The sequence below is a fragment of the Curtobacterium sp. MCBD17_013 genome, assembly GCF_003234565.1.
GTDB lineage: Bacteria > Actinomycetota > Actinomycetes > Actinomycetales > Microbacteriaceae > Curtobacterium.
The window spans coordinates 77,408-99,181 of the sequence record NZ_QKTU01000002.1 but is presented as its reverse complement, the minus strand read 5'-3'; the positions used below and the strand labels follow the sequence as shown (position 1 = coordinate 99,181).

General features: G+C 69.6%; 21 protein-coding genes. 7 read left to right on the top strand and 14 right to left on the bottom strand.

The genetic code is table 11. From position 1 onward, the window contains the following. Window positions 1–146 precede the first annotated feature (146 nt). A complete protein-coding gene (gene trpD / locus DEI81_RS03065) occupies window positions 147–1,199 on the bottom strand; it encodes an anthranilate phosphoribosyltransferase (protein ID WP_111009047.1) in 1,053 nt (350 codons plus the stop codon). Window positions 1,200–1,270: 71 nt separating this feature from the next. Here trpD and DEI81_RS03060 point away from each other — a divergent pair, with 71 nt between their 5' ends. The 5 genes from DEI81_RS03060 to DEI81_RS03040 all read left to right on the top strand — a co-directional run bounded on the left by DEI81_RS03060 (window position 1,271) and on the right by DEI81_RS03040 (window position 6,720). Then, window positions 1,271–1,909 carry a heme-copper oxidase subunit III gene (locus DEI81_RS03060; RefSeq protein ID WP_111009046.1) on the top strand — a complete coding sequence of 213 codons (639 nt, stop codon included), beginning with the start codon at window positions 1,271–1,273 and terminating at the stop codon, window positions 1,907–1,909. A 21-nt stretch (window positions 1,910–1,930) separates the two neighbouring features. Then, window positions 1,931–2,758 carry a c-type cytochrome gene (locus DEI81_RS03055; RefSeq protein WP_111009045.1) on the top strand — a complete coding sequence of 276 codons (828 nt, stop codon included), beginning with the start codon at window positions 1,931–1,933 and terminating at the stop codon, window positions 2,756–2,758. A gap of 37 nt (window positions 2,759–2,795) precedes the next feature. Further along, entirely contained in the window at window positions 2,796–3,869 is a 1,074-nt protein-coding gene (locus DEI81_RS03050; RefSeq protein WP_111009044.1) for a ubiquinol-cytochrome c reductase iron-sulfur subunit, read from the top strand. Next, window positions 3,866–5,572, top strand: a complete 1,707-nt coding sequence (locus DEI81_RS03045; RefSeq protein WP_111009043.1) for a cytochrome bc complex cytochrome b subunit — start codon at window positions 3,866–3,868, stop codon at window positions 5,570–5,572. Before DEI81_RS03050 ends, DEI81_RS03045 begins: the two co-directional genes overlap by 4 nt. A 185-nt stretch (window positions 5,573–5,757) precedes the next feature. Then, window positions 5,758–6,720 (top strand): phosphodiesterase, encoded by a 963-nt coding sequence (locus DEI81_RS03040; RefSeq protein ID WP_111009042.1) that lies wholly within the window; start codon window positions 5,758–5,760, stop codon window positions 6,718–6,720. Here the strand turns inward: DEI81_RS03040 and DEI81_RS03035 are convergent. From DEI81_RS03035 to DEI81_RS03020, 4 genes are all read right to left on the bottom strand, one after another. Further along, window positions 6,707–8,293, bottom strand: a complete 1,587-nt coding sequence (locus DEI81_RS03035; protein ID WP_111009041.1) for a stealth conserved region 3 domain-containing protein — start codon at window positions 8,291–8,293, stop codon at window positions 6,707–6,709. The two genes, DEI81_RS03040 and DEI81_RS03035, sit on opposite strands and share 14 nt — an antisense overlap. 113 nt (window positions 8,294–8,406) lie before the next feature. Next, window positions 8,407–8,754 (bottom strand): DUF6804 family protein, encoded by a 348-nt coding sequence (locus tag DEI81_RS03030; RefSeq protein WP_111009040.1) that lies wholly within the window; start codon window positions 8,752–8,754, stop codon window positions 8,407–8,409. Then, the gene (locus tag DEI81_RS03025) at window positions 8,754–9,458 is read right to left on the bottom strand and encodes a GDSL-type esterase/lipase family protein (protein ID WP_111009340.1); all 705 of its coding nucleotides are present in this window, start codon (window positions 9,456–9,458) and stop codon (window positions 8,754–8,756) included. The genes DEI81_RS03030 and DEI81_RS03025 overlap by 1 nt, the downstream gene beginning before the upstream one ends. Window positions 9,459–9,522: 64 nt before the next feature. Beyond that, a complete protein-coding gene (locus tag DEI81_RS03020; RefSeq protein WP_111009039.1) occupies window positions 9,523–11,058 on the bottom strand; it encodes an SDR family oxidoreductase in 1,536 nt (511 codons plus the stop codon). A gap of 25 nt (window positions 11,059–11,083) precedes the next feature. Here DEI81_RS03020 and deoC point away from each other — a divergent pair, with 25 nt between their 5' ends. Together deoC and DEI81_RS03010 are read left to right on the top strand one after the other, a co-directional pair. Further along, window positions 11,084–11,815, top strand: a complete 732-nt coding sequence (gene deoC, locus DEI81_RS03015) for a deoxyribose-phosphate aldolase (RefSeq protein WP_258368469.1) — start codon at window positions 11,084–11,086, stop codon at window positions 11,813–11,815. An 88-nt stretch (window positions 11,816–11,903) separates the two neighbouring features. Beyond that, window positions 11,904–12,434 carry a hypothetical protein gene (locus DEI81_RS03010; RefSeq protein WP_111009037.1) on the top strand — a complete coding sequence of 177 codons (531 nt, stop codon included), beginning with the start codon at window positions 11,904–11,906 and terminating at the stop codon, window positions 12,432–12,434. Between the two features lie 15 nt (window positions 12,435–12,449). Here the strand turns inward: DEI81_RS03010 and DEI81_RS03005 are convergent, their stop codons facing one another. The 9 genes from DEI81_RS03005 to DEI81_RS02965 form a co-directional block, all read right to left on the bottom strand. Beyond that, complete coding sequence (locus DEI81_RS03005) at window positions 12,450–14,720, bottom strand: bifunctional (p)ppGpp synthetase/guanosine-3',5'-bis(diphosphate) 3'-pyrophosphohydrolase (protein WP_111009339.1); 2,271 nt, start codon at window positions 14,718–14,720, stop codon at window positions 12,450–12,452. 216 nt (window positions 14,721–14,936) lie between these two features. Next, window positions 14,937–15,299 carry a rhodanese-like domain-containing protein gene (locus DEI81_RS03000; RefSeq protein ID WP_111009036.1) on the bottom strand — a complete coding sequence of 121 codons (363 nt, stop codon included), beginning with the start codon at window positions 15,297–15,299 and terminating at the stop codon, window positions 14,937–14,939. Between the two features lie 18 nt (window positions 15,300–15,317). After that, complete coding sequence (gene secF, locus DEI81_RS02995; RefSeq protein WP_111009035.1) at window positions 15,318–16,304, bottom strand: protein translocase subunit SecF; 987 nt, start codon at window positions 16,302–16,304, stop codon at window positions 15,318–15,320. Then, window positions 16,304–18,061, bottom strand: coding sequence for a protein translocase subunit SecD (secD, locus tag DEI81_RS02990; RefSeq protein WP_111009034.1), 1,758 nt, complete (start codon window positions 18,059–18,061; stop codon window positions 16,304–16,306). Before secD ends, secF begins: the two co-directional genes overlap by 1 nt. 107 nt (window positions 18,062–18,168) lie before the next feature. Then, the gene (yajC, locus tag DEI81_RS02985) at window positions 18,169–18,603 is read right to left on the bottom strand and encodes a preprotein translocase subunit YajC (RefSeq protein WP_111025594.1); all 435 of its coding nucleotides are present in this window, start codon (window positions 18,601–18,603) and stop codon (window positions 18,169–18,171) included. Window positions 18,604–18,698: 95 nt separating this feature from the next. Further along, window positions 18,699–19,748 (bottom strand): Holliday junction branch migration DNA helicase RuvB, encoded by a 1,050-nt coding sequence (gene ruvB, locus DEI81_RS02980; RefSeq protein ID WP_111009032.1) that lies wholly within the window; start codon window positions 19,746–19,748, stop codon window positions 18,699–18,701. After that, complete coding sequence (ruvA, locus tag DEI81_RS02975) at window positions 19,745–20,353, bottom strand: Holliday junction branch migration protein RuvA (protein WP_111009031.1); 609 nt, start codon at window positions 20,351–20,353, stop codon at window positions 19,745–19,747. The genes ruvB and ruvA overlap by 4 nt, the downstream gene beginning before the upstream one ends. Beyond that, a complete protein-coding gene (gene ruvC / locus DEI81_RS02970) occupies window positions 20,350–20,925 on the bottom strand; it encodes a crossover junction endodeoxyribonuclease RuvC (protein WP_111009030.1) in 576 nt (191 codons plus the stop codon). Before ruvC ends, ruvA begins: the two co-directional genes overlap by 4 nt. A 30-nt stretch (window positions 20,926–20,955) precedes the next feature. Then, complete coding sequence (locus DEI81_RS02965; RefSeq protein ID WP_111009029.1) at window positions 20,956–21,720, bottom strand: YebC/PmpR family DNA-binding transcriptional regulator; 765 nt, start codon at window positions 21,718–21,720, stop codon at window positions 20,956–20,958. Window positions 21,721–21,774 lie beyond the last annotated feature (54 nt).

The window sequence follows — 21,774 nt, the reverse complement described above, 5'->3', positions numbered from 1 at the left end:
CCACGACCGTGGCCGGGGCCGTCCGCGTGTCGGTCGGGAGGACCGGCCTCCCCCGCCGGGCGGCCCGCCTCGTCCCCGAGCGGTCCGGACCTGACGGGGATGGACGACGCGCGTCGTCGACACGCCCGTGCTCCGTGAGGAACGCTTCAGGCTCGGTGCTCGCCCACCCAGGCCGCGAGCTTCGCTTCCGCCGCTCCGGAGTCGACGGCCTCGGCCGCGACCACGAGTTCCTCGCGGAATCGCTGCAGCAGCGGCCGCAACACCTGTGTGGGATCGGCGGCGAGCCGGAACGCGACGAGGCCGGCGGCGGCGTTGAGGAGCACGATGTCGCGCACCGCGCCCGTCTCCCCCGCCAGCACGCGCCGCACGATCGCGGCGTTCTCGGCGGGCTCGCCGCCCAGGAGGTCGGTCGTGCGGGCACGAGGGATGCCGAGGTCCCGGGGGTCGAGATCATGCTCGGTCACGGAGCCGCCGCTGACCTCCCAGATGTGGCTGTGGCCGGTCGTGGTGAGCTCGTCGAGCCCGTCGTCCCCCCGGAACACCAGGGCCGTCGCACCCCGTGTCTGGAACACGCCCGTGATGATCGGCACGAGGTCGAGCTGCGCCACGCCGACGGCGTTCGCCTCGCACCGAGCCGGGTTCACGAGGGGCCCGAGGAAGTTGAAGACCGTGGGGACGCCGATCTCCCGGCGGACCGACGCGGCGTGGGCGAACCCCGGGTGGAAGGCACTCGCGAACGCGAACGTCAGGCCGACGCGGCGGAACGTCTCGGCGACACGCGCGGCGTCGAGGGTGAGGTCGAGGCCGAGTGCCGCGAGGACGTCGGACGACCCCGAACGGGAACTCGATGCACGGTTGCCGTGCTTGACGACGGGCACCCCGGCGGAGGCGACGACGATCGCCGCCATGGTCGAGACGTTCACCGTCCCGACGACGTCGCCACCCGTCCCGACGATGTCGAGCGCCATGGGGTCGACGTCGAGTGGGACGGCGCTCTCGAGGATCGCGTCACGGAACCCGACGACCTCGTCCACCGTCTCGCCCTTGGCGCGGAGCGCGACGAGGAACCCCGCGATCTGGGCGGGTGTGGCACGCCCGGCGACGATGTCCTCCATGGCCCATGCGGATTCGCTGATCGACAGGTCCGTGCCGGCCATGAGGGAGCCGATGACCGACGGCCAGGAGAACGAATCGTGCATGCCCCCGATCGTACTGATTTCGAAGGACCCGCCAGTTGCCTGCGAAAACACTGTCCGTGGTTCGGGCCATAATGGACGACGTGACAAGCACCCCTCTCTCCAGACCAGCCCAGGGCGCGGTCCTGAACCGGCCGAACCCCGTCGCCGTGGGGACCATCGTGTGGCTGGGCAGCGAGGTCATGTTCTTCGCCGGCCTGTTCGCGATCTACTTCACGCTGCGCAGCACGTCCCCGAAGCTCTGGGCGACCGAGACCGCGCACCTCGACGTGCCGTACGCCGCCACGAACACGATCGTCCTGGTCCTGTCGAGCTTCGCCTGCCAGTTCGCGGTGTTCGCCGCCGAGCGCTTCCAGGTGCACCGCACGAGCTGGAAGCCGCGCGACTGGGGCATGACCGAGTGGTTCTTCGTCACCTACTGCATGGGCGCGGTGTTCATCTGCGGCCAGGTCTACGAGTACTCGAACCTCTGGCACGAGGGCGTCACGCTGTCCTCGAGCGCCTACGGGTCTGCCTTCTTCATGACCACGGGCTTCCACGGCCTCCACGTCACCGGCGGCCTCCTCGCGTTCCTCCTGACCCTCGGCCGCGGCTTCGCCGCGAAGAACTTCGGTCACAAGGAAGCGACCACCGCGATCGTCGTGTCGTACTACTGGCACTTCGTCGATGTCGTCTGGATCGGCCTCTTCGCCGTCATCTACCTTCTCAAGTAGGAATCGGATAGCCCCACGCGCATGTTCTCTCGAAGCAAGTCCGAGCGCCGCACCGGCGCCAAGAAGGGCCGCCGCTCCCCGCTGGCGACCGTGTCGCTGATCGTCGTCGGCCTGATGACGACCGGCGGCGCGTACGCCCTGTTCACCTCATCGGCCAACGCGGACTCCTCGCAGTCGACCACGGTCGCGGCCACCAGCCAGTCGCGGGTCAACGAGGGGCAGAAGCTCTTCGCGTCGAACTGCGCCACGTGCCACGGGCTCAGCGCACAGGGCACGAAGTCCGGTCCGTCGCTCATCGGCGTCGGCGCCGCCTCGGTCGACTTCCAGGTCGGCACGGGTCGCATGCCCGCGGCGTCGAACGGCCCGCAGGTCGAGGAGAAGCCCGCGCAGTTCACGGATGAGCAGGTCGCGGACATCGCCGCCTACGTGTCGTCGCTCGGCCCGGGCCCGTCCATCCCGAAGGCGAGCCTCACCAACGGCAACGCCAACGCGGCCAAGGGCGCCGAACTGTTCCGGGTGAACTGCGCGATGTGCCACAACGTCGCGGGTGCCGGCGGTGCCCTGACCGAGGGCAAGTACGCGCCGAACCTCAAGTCGGTGTCGGGCAAGCACATCTACGAGGCCATGCTCACCGGTCCGCAGAACATGCCGGTCTTCAACGACCTGAACATCACGCCGAAGCAGAAGGCGGACATCATCACCTATCTGAAGTACATCCAGGACACGAAGTCCCCGGGCGGGTTCGCCCTCGGTGACATCGGCCCGGTGGCAGAGGGCCTGTTCCTCTGGATCTTCGGACTCGGTGCGGTCGTCGCGGTGACCGTCTGGCTCACCGCGAAGACCAACTGATCGACCCGTGTCGCACGACACCACTGAAGGGAACACCATGACAGAGCGCGACGACGACGTACTGTCCGCGTCCTCCGCTGTCGAGAAGCACGACACGCCCTCGATCCCCGCCGGTACCGCGGTCCTGCCCGCCGAGCCGTTCCAGAACCCGGGTGAGCCGCCGCACCGCCCGCGGCGGACCGACGTCGACCCGAAGAAGGAGCGTCTGGCCGAGCGTCAGGTCGCGACGTTCTTCTACATCTCGATCATCGGCAGCATCCTGGCGATCGCGTCCTACGTCGCGTTCCCGGTCCGCGCCGGCGACCTGTCGACGGTCCGCTTCGGCAACCTGTTCCTCGGTCTGTCGATCACGCTGGCGCTCCTCGCCCTCGGTTTCGGTGCCGTCTACTGGTCCAAGACCCTCGTCGTGGACCGCGAGATCTCCGAGCAGCGTCACGCGACCCGTGGCTCCGAGGAGACCCGTGCGAAGGCCGTCGAGGCCTTCCGGCTCGGCGACAAGGAATCGGGCTTCAACCGTCGAACGGTCATCCGCAACAGCCTCATCGGTGCGCTCGTGGCGTTCCCGCTCCCTGGTGTCGTGCTGGTGCGCGATCTCGCGCCCGCTGCCGACCCCAACAAGCTCCTCAGCTACACGATGTGGAAACAGGGCACGCGCCTGACGAAGGACCCGACCGGCCTGCCGATCAAGGCGTCCGACGTCACCCAGGGCTCGGTCTTCCACGTGATCCCCGACGGTCTGCTCGACAAGTCGGACATGCTCGAGGAGAAGGCCAAGGCGGCCGTCCTGCTCATGCGCCTGGACCCGTCGGAGCTCCATCCCCGCAAGGGCCAGGAACACTGGGGGTACGACGGCATCGTCGCCTACTCGAAGATCTGCACCCACGTCGGATGCCCCGTCGCGCTCTACGAGCAGCAGACGCACCACCTGCTGTGCCCGTGCCACCAGTCGACGTTCGATGTCGCGCACAGCTGCGAGGTCATCTTCGGCCCGGCGAGCCGGCCCCTTCCCCAACTTCCCATCACGGTCGACTCCGAGGGCTACCTGGTCGCACAGAGCGACTTCCACGAGCCCGTCGGCCCCAGCTTCTGGGAGCGTGAGCGCGTTTCATGAGCACCACCACCACACGGACCACCGGTCCCACGCCGGCGGCGGCCACACCGCCGCAGAACGCGCCGACGCCGACGTCCCGGCTGGTCGGCGCGGCCGCGAACTACATCGACGAGCGCACGAGCATCTCCGGGCTGGTCAAAGAGGTCGGTCGCAAGATCTTCCCCGACCACTGGTCGTTCATGCTCGGCGAGGTGGCGCTCTACAGCTTCGTCGTCGTGCTGCTGTCCGGCACCTTCCTGACGTTCTTCTTCCAGGCGTCGATGGCGGACGTCTCGTACGACGGCTCGTGGGTCCCGCTCAAGGGCATCGAGATGTCGGCGGCGTACCAGTCGACGCTCAACATCTCGTTCGACATCCGCGGCGGTCTGTTCGTCCGGCAGATCCATCACTGGGCGGCGCTGCTGTTCGTGGCCTCGATCATGCTGCACATGCTCCGGGTGTACTTCACGGGCGCGTTCCGCAAGCCGCGTGAGCTCAACTGGGTGTTCGGCTTCCTCCTCTGGGTCCTCGCCATGGCCGAGGGCTTCACGGGGTACTCGCTCCCCGACGACCTGTTGTCCGGCAACGGCCTCCGCATCATCGTCGGCATGATCGAGGGTGTCCCGGTCATCGGCGTGTGGATCGCCTACCTGCTGTTCGGCGGGGAATTCCCGGGGACCGCGATCGTCGGCCGCCTGTACACGCTGCACATCCTGCTGCTGCCGGCGATCCTGGTCGCCGTGCTCGGTGTGCACCTCGTGCTCGTCGTCATCAACAAGCACACGCAGTACGCCGGCCCGGGCCGTACCAACGAGAACGTCGTCGGTGTCCCGATCCTCCCGGCCTTCGCCGCGAAGGCGGGCGGGTTCTTCTTCATCGTCGCGGGCATCCTCGCCCTGATCGCGTCGCTGTTCACGATCAACCCGATCTGGACGTACGGTCCGTACGACCCGTCCCCGGTGTCTGCGGGGACACAGCCCGACTGGTACATCGGCTTCGCCGACGGCGCCCTGCGTCTGGTCCCGCCGCACTGGGAGTTCGTGATCTGGGGCAACTACACGCTCTCGATGAACATCCTCGCGCCGATCATCGTGCTCGTGCTGCTCATCAGCGCCATCCTGCTGTACCCGTTCCTCGAGGCGTGGGTCACGGGCGACAAGCGCGAGCACCACATCGCCGACCGCCCGCGGAACGCGCCGACCCGCACGGCCATCGGTGCCGCCGGCATGACGCTCTACGGCGGCCTCTGGGCCGCCGCGAGCTCGGACATCATCGCCACGCACTTCATGGTCTCCCTGAACCACGTCATCCACGTCGTGCAGGCGATGGTCGTCCTCGGCCCGTTCTTCGCCTTCTGGATCACGAAGCGCGTCTGCCTCGCGCTGCAGAAGAAGGACCGCGAGATCGTGCTGCACGGGTACGAGTCGGGCCGCATCGTGCGCCTGCCGCACGGCGAGTACATCGAGGTCCACGAGCAGCTCGACGAGTACGAGCGGTGGCGTCTGCTGCAGTTCAACGAGTACCAGCCGCTCATGCTCCGTCCGAACGCACGCGGCAAGATCAGCCCGGTCGAGCGGGTCCGCGCTCGGATGTCGAAGTTCTTCTTCGAGGATCGCATCGCCCCCGTCTCCAAGCCCGAGCTCGACGCCGCGCATGCGGCGCACCACGGGCCGGACCTCGAGGGCACGCACCAGGCGCCGCAGGTCGGCAGCGGCGGTCACTGAACCGACACACGGGAGCGCCCGACCACGATGGTGGTCGGGCGCTTCGTCGTTCGTCGTTCACCTGGGGACGATCGGACACGCCCACCCAGTTCAGGGCACGTTCACGCGCGGGTGCTGGACTGGTGTACGTGGCTGTGACAACGTTGGCCGCGCTGTTCCTCGACGAGTGATTGATTGCGAGCTCCATGGACATCCGGACGGCCGAACACCCCAGGCCGAACCACTTCCTGCTCCACCTCTCCGACACCCACCTCATCGCCGCTGACGGCGAGCTGTACGGAGACGTCGACTCGGCTGCGCGGTTGCAGCAGATCGTCGACGAGATCGAGGCGTCGGGTTCGCACCCCGAGGCCATCGTCGTCACGGGCGACGTCGCGGACCGCGGTGAGCCAGGAGCGTACGCACGGGTCCGCCGCATCCTCGAACCGGCGTCGGAACGACTCGGTGCCCAGCTCATCTGGGCGATGGGCAACCACGACGAGCGTGGCGCGTTCCGGCGTGAGCTGTTCGGTCTGCAGCCCACCGACCGGCCCGTGGACTTCGTGTACGACGTCAACGGGCTCCGGGTGATCACGCTCGACACGAGTGTCCCTGGCCACCACTACGGGGAACTGACCTCCGCGCAGCTCGACTGGCTCGCCGAGGAACTCAGCGTGGCGGCGCCGCACGGCACCATCCTCGCGCTCCACCACCCGCCCGTGCCGAGTGTCCAGGACCTGACGGTCCTCGTCGAACTGCGCGACCAACAGGCACTCGCCGAGGTGGTGGAGGGCTCCGACATCATCTCGATCATCGGTGGCCACTTGCACTACTCGACGACGTCGCAGTTCGCCGGGATCCCCGTCTCGGTCGCCAGCGCGACCTGCTACACGCAGGACCTGGTCACCGAGGGCGGTGGCACCCGCGGGCGCGACGGTGCGCAGTCGTTCAACCTCGTGCACGTGTACGGATCGACCGTGGTCCACTCGGTCGTTCCGATCGGGCACTACGCGACCGTGGGCGAGCGCGTCGCGCCGGTACAGGTTGCCGAACGGCTCGCTGCGGCAGGCGTGGTCATCCCGGCCGCGGTCGAACCGCAGCCGGTCACCTCGAGCATCCCCGTGTTCCGCGACGAGGTGGTGCCGGCCTCCCCCGTCAGCCGGCGGTAGCGGCTCCGGCGGGAGCGATCCCATCGGTGGGCCGCTCCCACGGGGCCGGGAACGGGAAGTACTTCTCGAGGAAGTCCGTCACCCGGGCGGTGCGCTCGTCGTCGGAGACCTCCGGGAAGCTCCCGTCGTTGAGGCAGAAGAAGTCGACGTTGCGCCGGCGGAGCAGCTCGTCGAGCGCCGTGAGGCCGGACACCATGGTCGTGTCGACGTACTGCACCACCGCGTTCTCCTGGACGATGGCGCGCCCGGTCATGAGTGCGTAGTAGTGGTACAGCGAGTTCGTCACGGAGATGTTGTCGGCGGCGCGGAACCGTGACGCTGCCGTGCGCGCGAACTCGTCGGCGAACTCGTGCTCCATCTCGGACATGACGCTCTTGCGGAGCGGCGTGGCGGCGTGTTCGAGGTGCCGCGTGGTGATCGCGCCGAACCGCTGCTGGAGGAGCTGCCGGTTCACCCGTGCCGAGTTCTCGAAGCCGCTGCGCTGAGCGTTGTTCGTCCCCAGGCCGATCCGGGTGGTGGCGAGGATGAACTTCGTGATCGAGCCGGGCGAGAAGAACATCGACGGGTCGACCCAGCGGCCGAAGAACATGTCGTCGTTCGAGTAGATGAAGTGTTCGCTCAAGCCGGGGATGTGGTGGAGCTGCGACTCGACGGCCTGCGAGTTGTGCGTCGGCAGGACCGACGGATCGGCGAAGAACTCCTCGCTCCGGACGATCCGCACCCGTGGGTGATCCGCGAGCCAAGCCGGGGCGGGGGAATCGGTCGCGATGTAGATCGTGCGGATCCAGGGCGCGAACGTGTGCACCGACCGGAGTGCGTACTTGAGCTCGTCGATCTGCCGGAAGCGGGCCGGGGCGTCGTCGCCCTCGCCCAGGACGGCGCCGGCCTGCTGTGCTTGCCGGGCGCGCTGGTACTCGATCGCGTTGCCGTCGACCCACGAGAAGACCATGTCGATGGGGAACGTGATGTCGCTGACGTGGTCGTCGAACATGTGCTCGATCGTCTGCCACGTGCGGCCGTAGCGCTCCACCTCGGTCCGGACGAACTCGTCGAGCGGCAGACTGCGGCGCATCATCGCGTTCTCGACGGGCGCGAGGACCTCGGTGTCGGTGACGCGCCAGAACTCGACCTGGACCGCGGTTTCCGCGCCGTAGCGGAGGCGACCGATCGGCTCCAGACGGGGACGGAACAGCCGCAGCACGTCCCTCCCGGACTGCCCGAGACCGTCGTCGGCGATCAGGACCGCGCGCTCCCCCGGTGGCTTCGCGTAGAACGGCTCGTTCGCGCAGGCGTCCATGAGCGTGCTCTCGGCGCGCTGTCGGTCACGCTCGTCGAGCGCGAGCACGGGCCGGGTGTCGTTGCCGCGGATGAGCATGTGGTCGACGTCGGCGGCCGTGAGCGCGTCGTCGATGAAGAGCAGGTCCTCGATCATCGACTGCTGCGGGGTGAGGTGCCCGTTGAGGAGCGTCAGCCGCCCCTTCCGGACCACGACGTCGGATCGTTCGAGTCCGCCGGAGGACGGATGAGGGTTCAGCAGCGGACTCTCGGTCTCCGGTGCGGTCTCGTCGGCCATCCACGCCCTTCTCGATGCGGTCGGGCACGGTGCCCGCCATCCGAATCCTATCGGTCCACGGTGGCGGCGTCAGTGCGGTCGGTCAGCGGCGTGAGGGCGCGCGTGGCCGTCCGTCAGGTGCGGTCGTCGGGCACCTTCACGACGATGCCCACCGCGACGAACGCCGCGGCCGCGACGATCTGGAGGGCCGCCCACAGCTGGCCGGGGATCGGCACCGTCACGACGGGGTTCCAGCACACGGCGATCGCCAGCGTGACGGCGGCGGCGACCCACGCTCGCGCCCGGAACGCGAACACGATGACGACCAGCGCCAGGAACGTCACGCCGACACGCACGAACACGAAGCCGGGCGAGCCGACGAGCGCGATGCAGGCCAGGAGGCCCACCGCGGCCAGGAGGCCGGGCGCGAGAGCGGGACGTGTGAAGTCCGGTTCCGCCTGTCGGCGGGAGCCGGACGGCATCAGCGCTGGAGGTCGCGGAGGTCCGCCAGGTTGATCGGACGCGACATGGGCGGCAGGTCCCGGAGCCGCTCGAGCGCGGGGAGGAGCTCGCCCACCACGGCGCGGTAGCCGTCCTCGTTGAGGTGCAGGTCGTCCTCGGTGAACCGGGGATCGATCCGGTCGCCCTCGGCGAGTGCCGGCCACAGGTCGAGGAACTGCGCGCGGCAGGTCGCGACGAACTGCCGGAGGTGCCGGTTCGCCTCCTCGATCCGGGGTGTGAACGACGCCGCGCGGGGCAGGATCGACACGAGCAGCAGCCGGACGCCCGGCAGGTCGCGGCGCAGGTCCACCAGGATGGACTCGACGTTGCGTACCACGTGCTCCGCGGTCGCCCGGTGGTTGCCGAAGTCGTTCGTGCCGATGAGCAGCACGATGACGTCGGGCTGTGCCGCGACGACCTCGTCGAGGCGCGCGAGCACGCCGTCGGTGGTGTCCCCGTTCACCCCGAGGTTCCGCACCCGCTCCCCCGGCAGCCACGACTGCCAGTCGCCGCCTGCCGTCAGGCTGTCGCCCACGAACAGCACGAGTTCGCCGTCGTGGTCCGAGGACGACGGCCGCTGGCGTGGGGCCGGGGTGGCGGACGAGTCCGCTGCTGCTTCCCCCGCGGGAGCCTCGTGGGCTTCGTCCGCGCCGCCTTGTTCGATTCCGGTCTGCTCGTCGGTCATGACTGCCTCCTCGACGTCGTGGTCCATTCTGCCGTGGGCGGGCTTCCGGTGCGACCCGGGGACCTCATCCGGCCGCCGAGCGTTCGCTCGCGGCGGTCTCGCGGTGTGGTGTGCCGAGCGGCGCCTCGTGTGGGAGGTCCTGGCGTCCGCCGCCGCGTTCCGCACGCGCCGTGATGCGCTCGACCATGCCGGGGAAGATGATCCCGTGGAACGGGAGGATCGACCACCAGTAGAGGCGTCCGGCGAGTCCCTGCGGGAACCAGATCGCCCGCTGGTGGTACTCGGAGCCGTCCTCGGTGGGCCGCACGGACAGCTCCAGCCAGGCGCGGCCCGGGGCCTTGAACTCCGCTCGCAACCGGAGGTAACGGCCCCGGTCGAGCTCCTCGACCCGCCACCAGTCCAGGACGTCCCCGGTCTCGAGTCGATCCGGGTTCCGTCGGCCGCGGCTCAGACCGACGCCACCGGCGATGCGGTCCATCCACCCGCGCAGGGCCCAGGCGAGGGGCAGCGAGTACCAGCCGTTGTCGCCACCGATCGACTCGATGACACGCCAGACGTCCTCAGCCGAGGCCGTCGTCCGGCGCGTTCGATCGTCGACGTCCACGACGTGGCCGGCCCACTCCGGGTCGCTCGGCAGCGGGTCGCTCGGCGCGCCGTCCATGCTCGCGTTGCGCCAGCTCGTCTCGACCTCGCCCTCGCGCGTCTTCTGCAACGCGAGTCGGACGGCCGTCCGGTACGGGGTCAGGCCGCCGTCGGGATGCGGGATGAACGCGTCGATGTCGTGTTCCCGCTGCACGCACTCGTACTGCAAGGACTCGATGATCGGCTTGGCGAGGGCACGCGGGATCGGCGTCACCAGGTTGAACCAGTGGGCCGCCAGCTCGGGTGTCAGGACCGGGAGGGTCGAGATCGGTCGCTGGGGCAGGCCCGCCTCGACCGCGTACGCGTTGAGCATCTGTCCGTAGCGGAGGACGTCGGGGCCGCCGATGTCGAAGGTCCGGTTGACGTCCGCCGGTAGCTCGATCGCCCGGACGAGGTAGTACAGGACGTCGCGGACGGCGATCGGCTGGATGCGGTTCCGGACCCACCGCGGCGCCGGCATCCATGGCAGCACGTCGGTGAGGTGCCGGATCATCTCGAACGAGGTGCTGCCGGACCCGATGACGACCCCCGCCTGCAGGGCGACGGTGGGGACGCCCGAGTCGAGGAGGACCTGCCCGACCTCGGCCCGGCTGCGGAGGTGCTTGCTCGTCGCGCCGTCCGGGTGCAGCCCGCCGAGGTAGACGAACCGTCGGACACCGGCGGCGCGTGCGGCCGAGGCCATCGTGCGGGCGGCACGGCGCTCGGTCTCCTCGAAGTCGCCGCGCGTCCCCATGCTGTGCGCGAGGTAGTACACGGCCTCCATGCCGTCGACGGCGCGAGCGACCGCGTCGGCGTCGGTGAGGTCGCCCTGCACCACCTCGACGCGATCCCGCCACGGCACGTCGTCGAGCTTGCGCGGGGTCCGGGCGAGGACACGGACGTCGTGGCCCGCCTCGAGCAGGCGCGGGACGAGGCGGCCGCCGATGTACCCGGTGGCTCCGGTGACGAGGAGACGCATGTCCGGGACGGTACGCTCGGATGCTGTGGAATCCGCACTGTTCCCCGCGTCCGCCGACGACGTCCGTCGTCTCATCGATCACGCGATCCTCAAGCCCGAACTCGACCGCGCCGCCGTCGACACCCAACTCGACGAGGCGGCGACCCACCGGGTCCTCAGCGTGTGCGTCCGTCCGGGTGACGTCCGACACGCCGTCGAGCGCCTCACCGGTACCGGCGTGGGAGTCGGCACCGTCATCGGGTTCCCGCACGGCACGACGACCACGAGCACCAAGACCGCGGAGGCCCGTCAGGCGATCGCCGATGGCGCGTTCGAGCTCGACATGGTGCAGCAGATCGGCGCGGCGAAGAGCGGCGACTGGGCCGCGGTCGAGGCCGATGTCCGCGCGGTGGTGGAGGTCGCGGGCGACGTCCCCGTCAAGGTGATCCTCGAGACCGCGTTCCTGACCGACGAGGAGATCGTCGCCGCCTGCCACGCGGCGGTCCGCGCGGGAGCCTCGTTCGTCAAGACGTCGACGGGCTTCGCGGGCGGCGGCGCGACCGAGGACCACATCCGGCTCATGCGGGCGACGGTCGGACCGGACGTCGGAGTGAAGGCGTCCGGCGGGGTGCGCGGTCTCGATGCCGTCATCGCCATGGTCGCCGCCGGGGCGGACCGCATCGGCACGAGCGCATCGGCGCGGATCATGGACGAGTACGCCCATCGGGCTCGTACCGGTGCGGCGTCCGGCCTCGGGGACGACACCAGCTCGTACTGAGCGGCCCCAGATCGCCCGGTCGGGCGACTCCTCCACAGGGCGGGATGCACCGACGACGTCGGACCGACGGCCGCGCCAGACTCGTCCGGTGCGCCGCATCCACACCCCTGACGACCTCGCCCTCGCGGAGCTCTGCGCCGCGCGGCTGGACGGCGAGCTCTACGAGGTCGACGCCTGCTTCGCGTCCGTCGCGCTCCCCGACGACGCCCTGACGCGGGCGAGTGCGTTCGCGTGGTCCGTGTCCGACTCGCGCATCGTCGCCGAGCGGCTCACGGCGGCGTGGATCTGGGGTGCTCGGTCACGCGCCCCCGCCGTGCTGCAGGCCTGCGCCGGCCCCGGGACGCGCGCCCGGGCCTCCCGGCCGCGGCTCCGCGTGCGCGAGACCCGGCTCACTCGGTCCGACGTCGTCGTCGTCGGTCCGGCACGTGTCACCGCCCCCCTCCGGACGGCCGTCGACCTCCTGCGCGTCGGTGAGCGGTGGGAGCGGGACGACGCCGAGGCGGTGCGACGGTTGACCGCGCTCGTGCATCCGGACGCGATCCGGACCGCGCTGGCGGCGACGCGGTCCGCGCCACACTCGCGACAGGCGGTCGGCCGGCTCGAGGAGGCCCTGCGATGACCGTCCCCCGCCGGCTCAGCCCGCGCTGACCCGGTAGACGTCGTACACGGCGTCGATGCGGCGTACCGCGTTCAGCACGCGGTCGAGGTGGGTCGTGTCACCCATCTCGAACACGAACCGGGACAGTGCCAACCGCTCGGACGAGGTCGACACCGTCGCCGACAGGATGTTGACGTGGTGTTCCGAGAGCACCCGGGTGACGTCGCTGAGGAGGCCAGCGCGGTCGAGTGCCTCGATCTGGATCTGCACGAGGAACACGCTCTTCGACGACGGGGCCCACTCGACCTCGATCATCCGGTCGGGCTCCTGCATGAGCGACTGCACGTTCGAGCATGTCGCCTGGTGCACCGACACGCCCTGTCCGCGCGTGATGAACCCGACGATCTGGTCCCCCGGCACCGGGGTGCAGCACTTCGCGAGCTTCACGAGGATGTCCGGTGCGCCGCGCACGAGCACGCCACTGTCGCTGTTCCGGAGCACCCGACTCGACACCCGGGCGGGGAACGTCAGCTCGGGTTCGTCGGTCTCGGTCTCGGTCTGGACGCTCGCGAGGATCTTCTCGATCACCGACTGCGTCGAGACGTGTCCCTCGCCGATGGCGGCGTACAGCGCCGAGACGTCCTCGTACCGCATGCTCGACGCGACCTCGGCGACGGTGTCCTGGCTCATGAGTCGCTGGAGCGGCAGGTTCTGCTTGCGCATCGCACGGGCGATGGCGTCGCGGCCCTGCTCGATCGCTTCCTCGCGGCGTTCCTTGGTGAACCACTGCTTGATCTTGTTGCGGGCCCGAGGACTCCGGACGAAGGCGAGCCAGTCCTGGCTCGGGCCGGAGTCGGGGTTCTTCGAGGTGAAGATCTCGACGACGTCGCCGCTCGACAGCTCGCTCTCGAGCGGCACGAGCCGACCGTTCACCTTCGCACCCATCGTGCGGTGGCCGATCTCGGTGTGCACCGCGTACGCGAAGTCCACGGGCGTGGCTCCGGCGGGCAGCCCGATCACCTTGCCCTGCGGCGTGAAGACGTAGGTCTCCTTCGCACCGATCTCGTACCGCAGCGAGTCGAGGAACTCGGTCGGGTCGCTCGTCTCCGCCTGCCAGTCCGAGATGTGCGCGAGCCATGCCATGTCGGCGTCGGAGTGGCTCGTCGTGTCGACGTCGCGGCCGTTCATCCGCTGCTTGTACTTCCAGTGGGCCGCGACCCCGAACTCGGCACGGAGGTGCATCTCGTGCGTGCGGATCTGGATCTCGACCGGGCGACCCTGCGGGCCGATGACGGTCGTGTGCAGCGACTGGTACAGGTTGAACTTCGGGGTCGCGATGTAGTCCTTGAAGCGTCCCGGGAGCGGGGTCCACCGCGCGTGGACCGACCCGAGCACGGCGTAACAATCGCGGACCGTCGGCACGAGCACCCGGATGCCGACGAGGTCGTAGATCTCGTCGAACTCCCGCCCCCGCACGATCATCTTCTGGTAGATCGAGTAGTACTGCTTCGGGCGGCCCATCACGTCGCCGCGGATGCGCGCGGCCTTGAGGTCCTTCTTGACCAGGCCGATGACGTTCTGCACGAACTGTTCGCGCTTCGGGGTGCGCTCCTTGACGAGGCTGTCGATCTCGACGTACAGCTTCGGGTGGAGGACCGCGAACGACAGGTCCTCGAGCTCGAGCTTGATCATCTGGATGCCGAGACGGTGCGCCAGGGGCGCGTAGATCTCGAGCGTCTCCTTGGCCTTCCGGGTCGCGGAGGCGGACTCGACGAAGCCCCATGTCCGCGCGTTGTGCAACCGGTCGGCGAGCTTGATGACGAGGACGCGGATGTCCTTCGACATCGCGACGACCATCTTGCGGACCGTCTCGGCTTGCGCGCTGTCGCCGTACTTGAGCTTGTCGAGCTTGGTGACGCCGTCGACGAGCATCGCGATCTCGTCACCGAAGTCGTCGCGGAGTTCGTCGAGTGTGTACTCGGTGTCCTCGACGGTGTCGTGGAGCAGCGCCGCCGCGATCGTGATGGACCCGATGCCGAGGTCGGCCAGGATCTGCGCGACCGCCACCGGATGGGTGATGTACGGCTCGCCTGACTTCCGGCGCTGTCCGTCGTGGGCGCGTTCGGCCACGGAGTAGGCGCGCTCGATGAGCGTCACGTCCGCCTTCGGGTGGTGCGCGCGGACCGTCCGGATGAGGGTGTCGACGGCCCCGGCCGGTTGGGCGCGCGAGAACAGTCGCGGGAGCAGGGAGCGCAACGACCCGATCGAACCGGTCGTGTTGGCACCGGTCGGGGCGCTCGACGGCATCGTCGCCGGATCGGGTCGCGCTGCGGCGCCCTCGGCCGCCGCGGATTCCCGTGTGTCGGTCATGCGTCGCCTCCGGCCCCGGCACGTCGCTCGGAGCGTCGTCCCACTGATGTCCCTCGGCCGCGGTCGCGGTCGCGGTCGTCCGCACGCGGACTGCCCGACACTCGTGGTGCAGGCAACGCCGGGTGCTGTGCGTTCAACACTACGCGCGCGGACTCAGGCGTCCGAACCCGGTTCGCCCACGGCGTCGTGGTGCCCGCTCGCGTCGTCAGCGGCCGTCGTGACCGCTCCCCCGGCCTGCGCCCACGCGACCATGCCACCGGCCACGCTCACGGCCGGCACACCCGACCGCTCGAGCGCGTCGGCGACCATCCCCGACCGGTGGCCGGAGTGGCAGATGATCAGTGCCGGTTCATCGTCGGCGGCGATCTCGGTCCACCGCTCCTGCAGGGCCGACATCGGCAGCAGGCGCGCGACCGGAGCGTGGCCCGCGTCCCATTCGTCCTGCTCGCGGACGTCGATGAGTCGCGCTCCGCCCTCGACGCGGCGCATGGCCTCGTGGACGTCGATCTCCTGCATGCGGTCGCCTCTCGGTGGTCAGGCCGGCTGTCGTGCCGCGGCCTGCAGCTTCTTCTGGTCCGACTTGCGGATCTTCTCCTCGCCGATCCGCAGGTGTGCGTAGAGCGGCGACGCGATGAAGATCGTCGAGTAGGTGCCCACGATGATGCCGATGAACAGCGCGAGCGAGATGTCCCGCAGGGTCCCGGCGCCGAGGACGTACGACCCGATGAAGAGGATCGCCGCGACGGGCAGCAACGCGACCACCGAGGTGTTGATCGAGCGGACGAGCGTCTGGTTCACCGCGAGGTTCACCGACTGCGCGAAGGTGCGCCGCGAGCCCTCGGCGTCCTGGGCCGTGTTCTCGCGGACCTTGTCGAACACCACGACCGTGTCGTACAGGGAGTACCCGAGGATCGTCAGGAACCCGATGACCGCGGCGGGCGTGACCTCGAAGCCGACGATGCCGTACACCCCGGCCGTGATGAGCAGGTCGTGGAGCAGCGCCGCCATGGCCGAGAGCGACATCTTCCAGGTGCGGAAGTAGATGGTCATGAACGCGGCAGCGAGGATCAGGAAGATCACGAGACCGCGGATGGCCTGGTCGAGGACGTCCGCACCCCAGGTCGCACCGATGTAGGACGACGCGACCTTGGTGTCCGACACGTCGTACGCCTTGGCGAGCGCGGCAGCGACGTCGTCGTTCTGCGCGGTCGTCAGCTGCGAGGTCTGGACCCGGATCGAGTCCCGGCCGAGCTGGGACACCCGCGGGACGACGTCCGGGACGACCCGCTCGACCGCAGCGGTGGCCGGGTTCTGATCGAGGGTGGAGACGTCGGAGATGGTGAACTCCGACCCGCCGGTGAACTCGATGCCGAGGTGGTAGCCACCGCGGAGCCACGGCACGACGACGGAGATGACGATCGCGGCGATGGCGATCGTGTACCACAGGCGTCGGCGCCCGACGATGTCGTAGGAGCGCTTGCCGGTGTAGAGGTCGCTGCCGAACTGGCTGAAGCTGGCCATCAGGAGTCCTTCCCGTCGGTCTCAGGGCGTTCGGAGTCCGTGGTCGTCGTCGTGCCCTGCGCCTTGCGTTCGGCGATCGTCTGTCGTCGCGCGGCCTCACGTGCGCTCCGCTGGCGCTTGCCGTCCACGACGGGGGCACGGAACTGCGCGCGGCCCCGGTACACCGCACCGAGTGCGGTCGGGTCGAGCCCGCTGAAGCGGTGTCCCTCGTTGAAGAACCGGGTGCGCGCGATGAGCCGGAGCATCGGGTGGGTGAACAGCGTCACGACGATGATGTCGATGATCGTCGTGAGCAGCAGGGTCAGCGCGAAGCCCTTCACGTCGCTCACCGCGAGGATGTAGAGGGTCACGGCCGCGAGGAAGTTGACCGAGTCGGACGCCAGGATCGTGCGGAAGGCACGGCGCCACCCCGCCTCGACCGCGCTCTCGAGCGCGCGGCCCTCGCGGAGTTCATCGCGGATGCGTTCGAAGTAGACGATGAACGAGTCGGCCGTGATGCCGATCGCGACGATGAGGCCTGCCACGCCGGCCAGGGACAACCGGTAGTCGATGCGCCACGACATGATCGCGATCACCAGGTAGGTGATCGCGGCGGACACCGCGAGCGACAGGACGGTCACGAACGCGAGCGCCCGGTACTGCACCACGGAGTAGATGACGACGAGGAGCAGACCGATGAGACCGGCGATCAGACCGCCGATGAGCTGCGCCGAACCGAGGGTCGCCGAGATGACCTCGTTGCTCTGCACCGTGAAGTTGATCGGCAGGGCACCGAACTTGAGCTGGTCGGCGAGCGTCTTGGCGGAGTCCGCGGTGAACGACCCCGTGATCTGCGCCTTGCCGTTGGTGATCGCGCTGTTCGTGGCGGGCGCGGTGATCACCGTGCCGTCGAGGACGATGGCGAACTGGTTCCGCGGCGCCGTGAGCGAGACGAGGCGCGAGGTGACCGCGCGGAAGTCCTTGGTGCCCTGGCCGTTGAAACTGAGGTTGACGGCCCACTCGCCGGTGGACACGCCCTGCGAGTTCGTGGCGATGCCGGACGTCGCGTTGCTGATGTCGGCGCCCACGACCTCGACCGGGCCGAGGATGTACTTGCTGGCGCCGTCCTGGTCACACGTCACGAGCGGCTTCGAGTCGGGGGCGGAGGTGACGTCGTCCGGCGCGTTGCAGTCGTAGTTCTCGTACAGGTCCTGGAGGCGCGCGCTCACCCAGTTCGGGTCGCTCGCGTTCGTCGGCTTCGCCGTGGGCGTGGCCTCGAGCGACGCGGGCGGGCTGTACGGCGTCGGTGAGGCCGTACCGTTCTTCCCCTTGCCGCCGACCGAGGTGTTCGTCGCCGCGGTCGTGTACAGGACGGGGCGGAAGGTCAGCTTCGCGGCCGCCTCGATCCGCTGGATGGTCTGCTTGTCGGGCCGGCCGGGGATCGACACGACGATGTTGTTCGAGCCCTGCGTGTTGATCTCGGACTCGGACACTCCCGAGGCGTCGATGCGCTCACGGATGATCTCGACCGCCTGCTGCAGCTGCTGCGCGTTGACGTCGTTGCCACCCGTTTGCTTCGCGGCGAGCGTGATCTGCGTGCCGCCCTGGAGGTCGAGCGCCAGTTCCGGCACCCAGCTCGCCGAGTCCCACCATCCGGAGGTCTTCGCGCTGTTGGCCAGGATGGTCGCCGTCCCGTTGAGCGCCGAGAGCGCGGCGATGATGATGACCAACCAGGTGAGCGAGCGAAGCGCCTTCTTGACCGGTGTCGTTCGTGCCACCTGTGCGTCTCTGCTTTCTGTACGGACCGCGCAGCCGATCGGCTACCGGGTGCGGAGGAGTCGCCCTCGGGCGGGCCGATCGGGGTCGGCCGGGCGGTGGGTCGGGGTCAGCGGTCGTCGCGCTTGGCGTCCGGGTCGACCACGCCGGTGGTGTCGCTGCCGAGACGTTCGCCGAACTCCGGCTCGCCCGTGGTCTCGACCGGGGCGATCACCGGCCGGGGTTCCTCGTCACCCGTGGCCGTGGTGCCCACGACCGCGGTGGCGGCGTCGTCGCCGTTGTCGTCGACGACCCGCGACAGGGTCTGGCGGTGGACGGTGACGATCGTGCCGGGCGCGATCTCGACGTCGGCCGTGACCTTCTCGTCGTTCACGGACACGATGGTGCCGTAGAGCCCGAACGACAGCATGACGCGCGCGCCCGGGACCATCTTGGTGGTCATCGTCTCCTGCTGCTGCTTCCGCTTCCGGCTGTTGCGGAACATGAGGAACACGAGCCCCAACGCGAGGACCAGCATGACGATGGTGGTCGGACTAGACTGCATGGGATGGGCCTTCCGGGGGGTGCTCGAATCGGGCGGGGGTAGTCTAGGGCACCGCGCTGGGAGCATCGTCCCGCCCCGCGTCGCCGCTCGGAGCGTCAGTCGCGCTCGAACAGTTCTGGCTGTGCCGTGGGAGCGGAGCCCTGCTGGGCGGCGCCGCCGGGTGTGAGCCCGAAGTGCCGCCACGCCGTCGGCGTCGCGATCCGGCCCCGGGGTGTCCGGGTGACGAGCCCGACGCGCACGAGGAACGGTTCGACGACCGACTCGATGGTCTCGCTCTCTTCGCCCACCGACACGGCGAGCGTGTTGAGACCGACCGGACCGCCGTCGAACCGCGTGAGCATGGTCTCCACGACCGCGCGGTCGAGGCGGTCGAGACCGAGCTCGTCGACGTCGTACAGGTCGAGTGCGCCACGGACGGCGTCGATGCCGCTGACGGGCGCGTGCACGAGGGCGTAGTCGCGGACGCGACGCAGCAAGCGGTTCGCGATGCGGGGTGTCCCCCGGGACCGTCCGGCGATCTCGCGGAGGGCGGACCGGTCGATGGCGAGGTCGAGCAGCCCCGCGGCGCGGACGAGGACCTGCTCGAGCTCGTCCTGTTCGTAGAACTCGAGGTGGGCCGTGAACCCGAAGCGATCGCGGAGCGGGTTCGGCAGCAGCCCGGCCCGCGTGGTCGCCCCGACGAGGGTGAACGGGGCGAGGTCGAGCGGGATGCTCGTCGCGCCCGCGCCCTTGCCGACCATGATGTCGATGCGGAAGTCCTCCATCGCGAGGTAGAGCATCTCCTCGGCGGAGCGCGCCATGCGGTGGATCTCGTCGATGAACAGGACCTCTCCCGGCACGAGTGAGGACAGGACGGCGGCGAGATCGCCGGCGTGCTGGATCGCCGGCCCGCTCGACATCCGCAACGGTCGCCCCGACTCGTGCGCGACGATCATCGCGAGCGTCGTCTTGCCGAGCCCGGGAGGCCCGGCCAGCAGGATGTGGTCCGGCGTGCGCTCCTGCATCGCCGCGGCCGTGAGCAGGAGCTCGAGCTGCCCGCGCACCTTGCGCTGGCCGACGAACTCCGCCAGGGACCGCGGCCGCATGGCTCCCTCGAAGGCGAGCTCGGCCTCGGACTCGGGTGCGGAGGACGTGATCCCGCTCATCGCGCCGCACCCGACGGCCGGAGCGTGCCGAGCGCGGCACGGAGCAACGCCTGCGTGCCCATCGCTGCGACACCGGGCTCGTTCGCGATCGTCTCGTCGACGGCGGTGCGCGCAGCGTCCTCGCGCCAACCGAGACCGACCAGGGCGATGACGACGTCCTCCGATGCGGGGTGCGGAGCCGCGGGCGACGGGGTGGCCTGGTGTACGGCGGTGAGCTTGCCGGCGAGGGCCACCGTGATGAGCTTGGCCGTCTTCGGGCCGATGCCGCTCACCTTGCGGAAGGCCGTGTCGTCGTCGTCGGTGACCGCGCGCGCCACCTGTGCGGGCGTCATCGTCGCGAGCACCCCCATCGCGGACTTCGGCCCGACGCCGGAGACGCCGCGGAGCAGGTCGAACACCTGCAGCGCCTCGGCGGTCTCGAACCCGTACAGCGACATGTCGTCCTCGCGGACGACGAGCACGGTCCACAGGAAGACCTCGGCCCCGTGTCGGACGGCCAACGCGTGCTGCGGGGTCACGGTCACGCCGTACCCGACGCCACCGACCTCGACCACCATGCGGGAGCCCGCCGTGTCGATGCAGGTGCCTCGGAGACTCGCGATCATCCTCCGAGCCTACGAGACACCACCGACCGCTCGGCCTCTCGCCACGCCCGCTGGGCCGGCGTGAGCGTGACGGCCCGCGCACCGGCCTCGGTCGGTGCGCCGACCCTCCAGGCGTGGCAGATCGCGAGTGCGAGCGCGTCCGATGCGTCGGCGGGCTTCGGGGCCTCGGCCAGTCCGAGCACCCGCGCCACCATCGTCGCCACCTGCTTCTTGTCGGCGTTGCCGTAGCCGCTGATCGCCGCCTTGACCTCGGAGGGGGTGTGCAACGTGACGGGGATCGACCGCGACGCCGCTGCGTGGAGTGCGAGTCCTGCCGCCTGGGCGGTGCCCATGACCGTGCGCACGTTCGCCTGGGCGAAGACTCGCTCGACGGCCACGGCATCGGGCCGGAACTCGTCCATCGCGGCACCGACGCCCGCGGCGATGCGGACCAACCGCTGCTCGAGCGCCATGTCCGACGGTGTGCGGACCACCGTGACGTGCACGAGACGGGCCCGACGGTCGGCCGCGACCTCGACGACGCCGACGCCACACCGGGTCAGGCCCGGGTCGACGCCGAGGACGCGGATCACGGACGGGGCCGGTCGGACCTGGTCACGGGACTAGTCCTCGTCCTCGTCGAGCTCGGCCTGCACCTCGGCCGGGATCGCGAAGTTCGCGTAGACGTTCTGCACGTCGTCGCTGTCCTCGAGGGCGTCGATGAGCTTGAACACCTTGCGGGCCGTCTCGGCGTCGACGTCGATGCGGAGCCCGGGGACGAACTCGGCGTCGGCGGCGTCGTAGTCGATCCCGGCGTCCTGCAGGGCCGTCCGCGCGGCGACGAGGTCCGAGGCCTCGGTGATGATCTCGAACCCGCCACCCTGGTCGGTGACCTCCTCGACACCGGCGTCGAGCACGGCACCGAGGACGTCGTCCTCGGTGAGGCCGTCGGTCTTGGTGACCGAGATGACGCCCTTGCGCGCGAAGTTGTAGGCCACGCTGCCCGGGTCGGCCATGGTGCCGCCGTTGCGCGTCATCGCGGTCCGGACCTCGGCCGCGGCGCGGTTCCTGTTCTCCGTGAGGCACTCGATCAGCATCGCGACGCCGTTCGGGCCGTAGCCCTCGTACATGATCGTCTGGTAGTCGATCGACTCACCGGTGAGGCCGGCGCCGCGCTTGATCGCGCGGTCGATGTTGTCGTTCGGGACGGAGGTCTTCTTCGCCTTCTGCACGGCGTCGACCAGCGTCGGGTTGCCCGAGAGGTCCGCACCGCCCATCTTGGCGGCGACCTCGATGTTCTTGATGAGCTTCGCGAAGGACTTCGCACGGCGCTGGTCGATGACCGCCTTCTTGTGCTTGGTCGTTGCCCACTTGGAATGCCCGGACACGGTTCTCCTCGATCGGTTCTGGTGATCCCGGTCATCGTACAGGCCGGGAGGGAC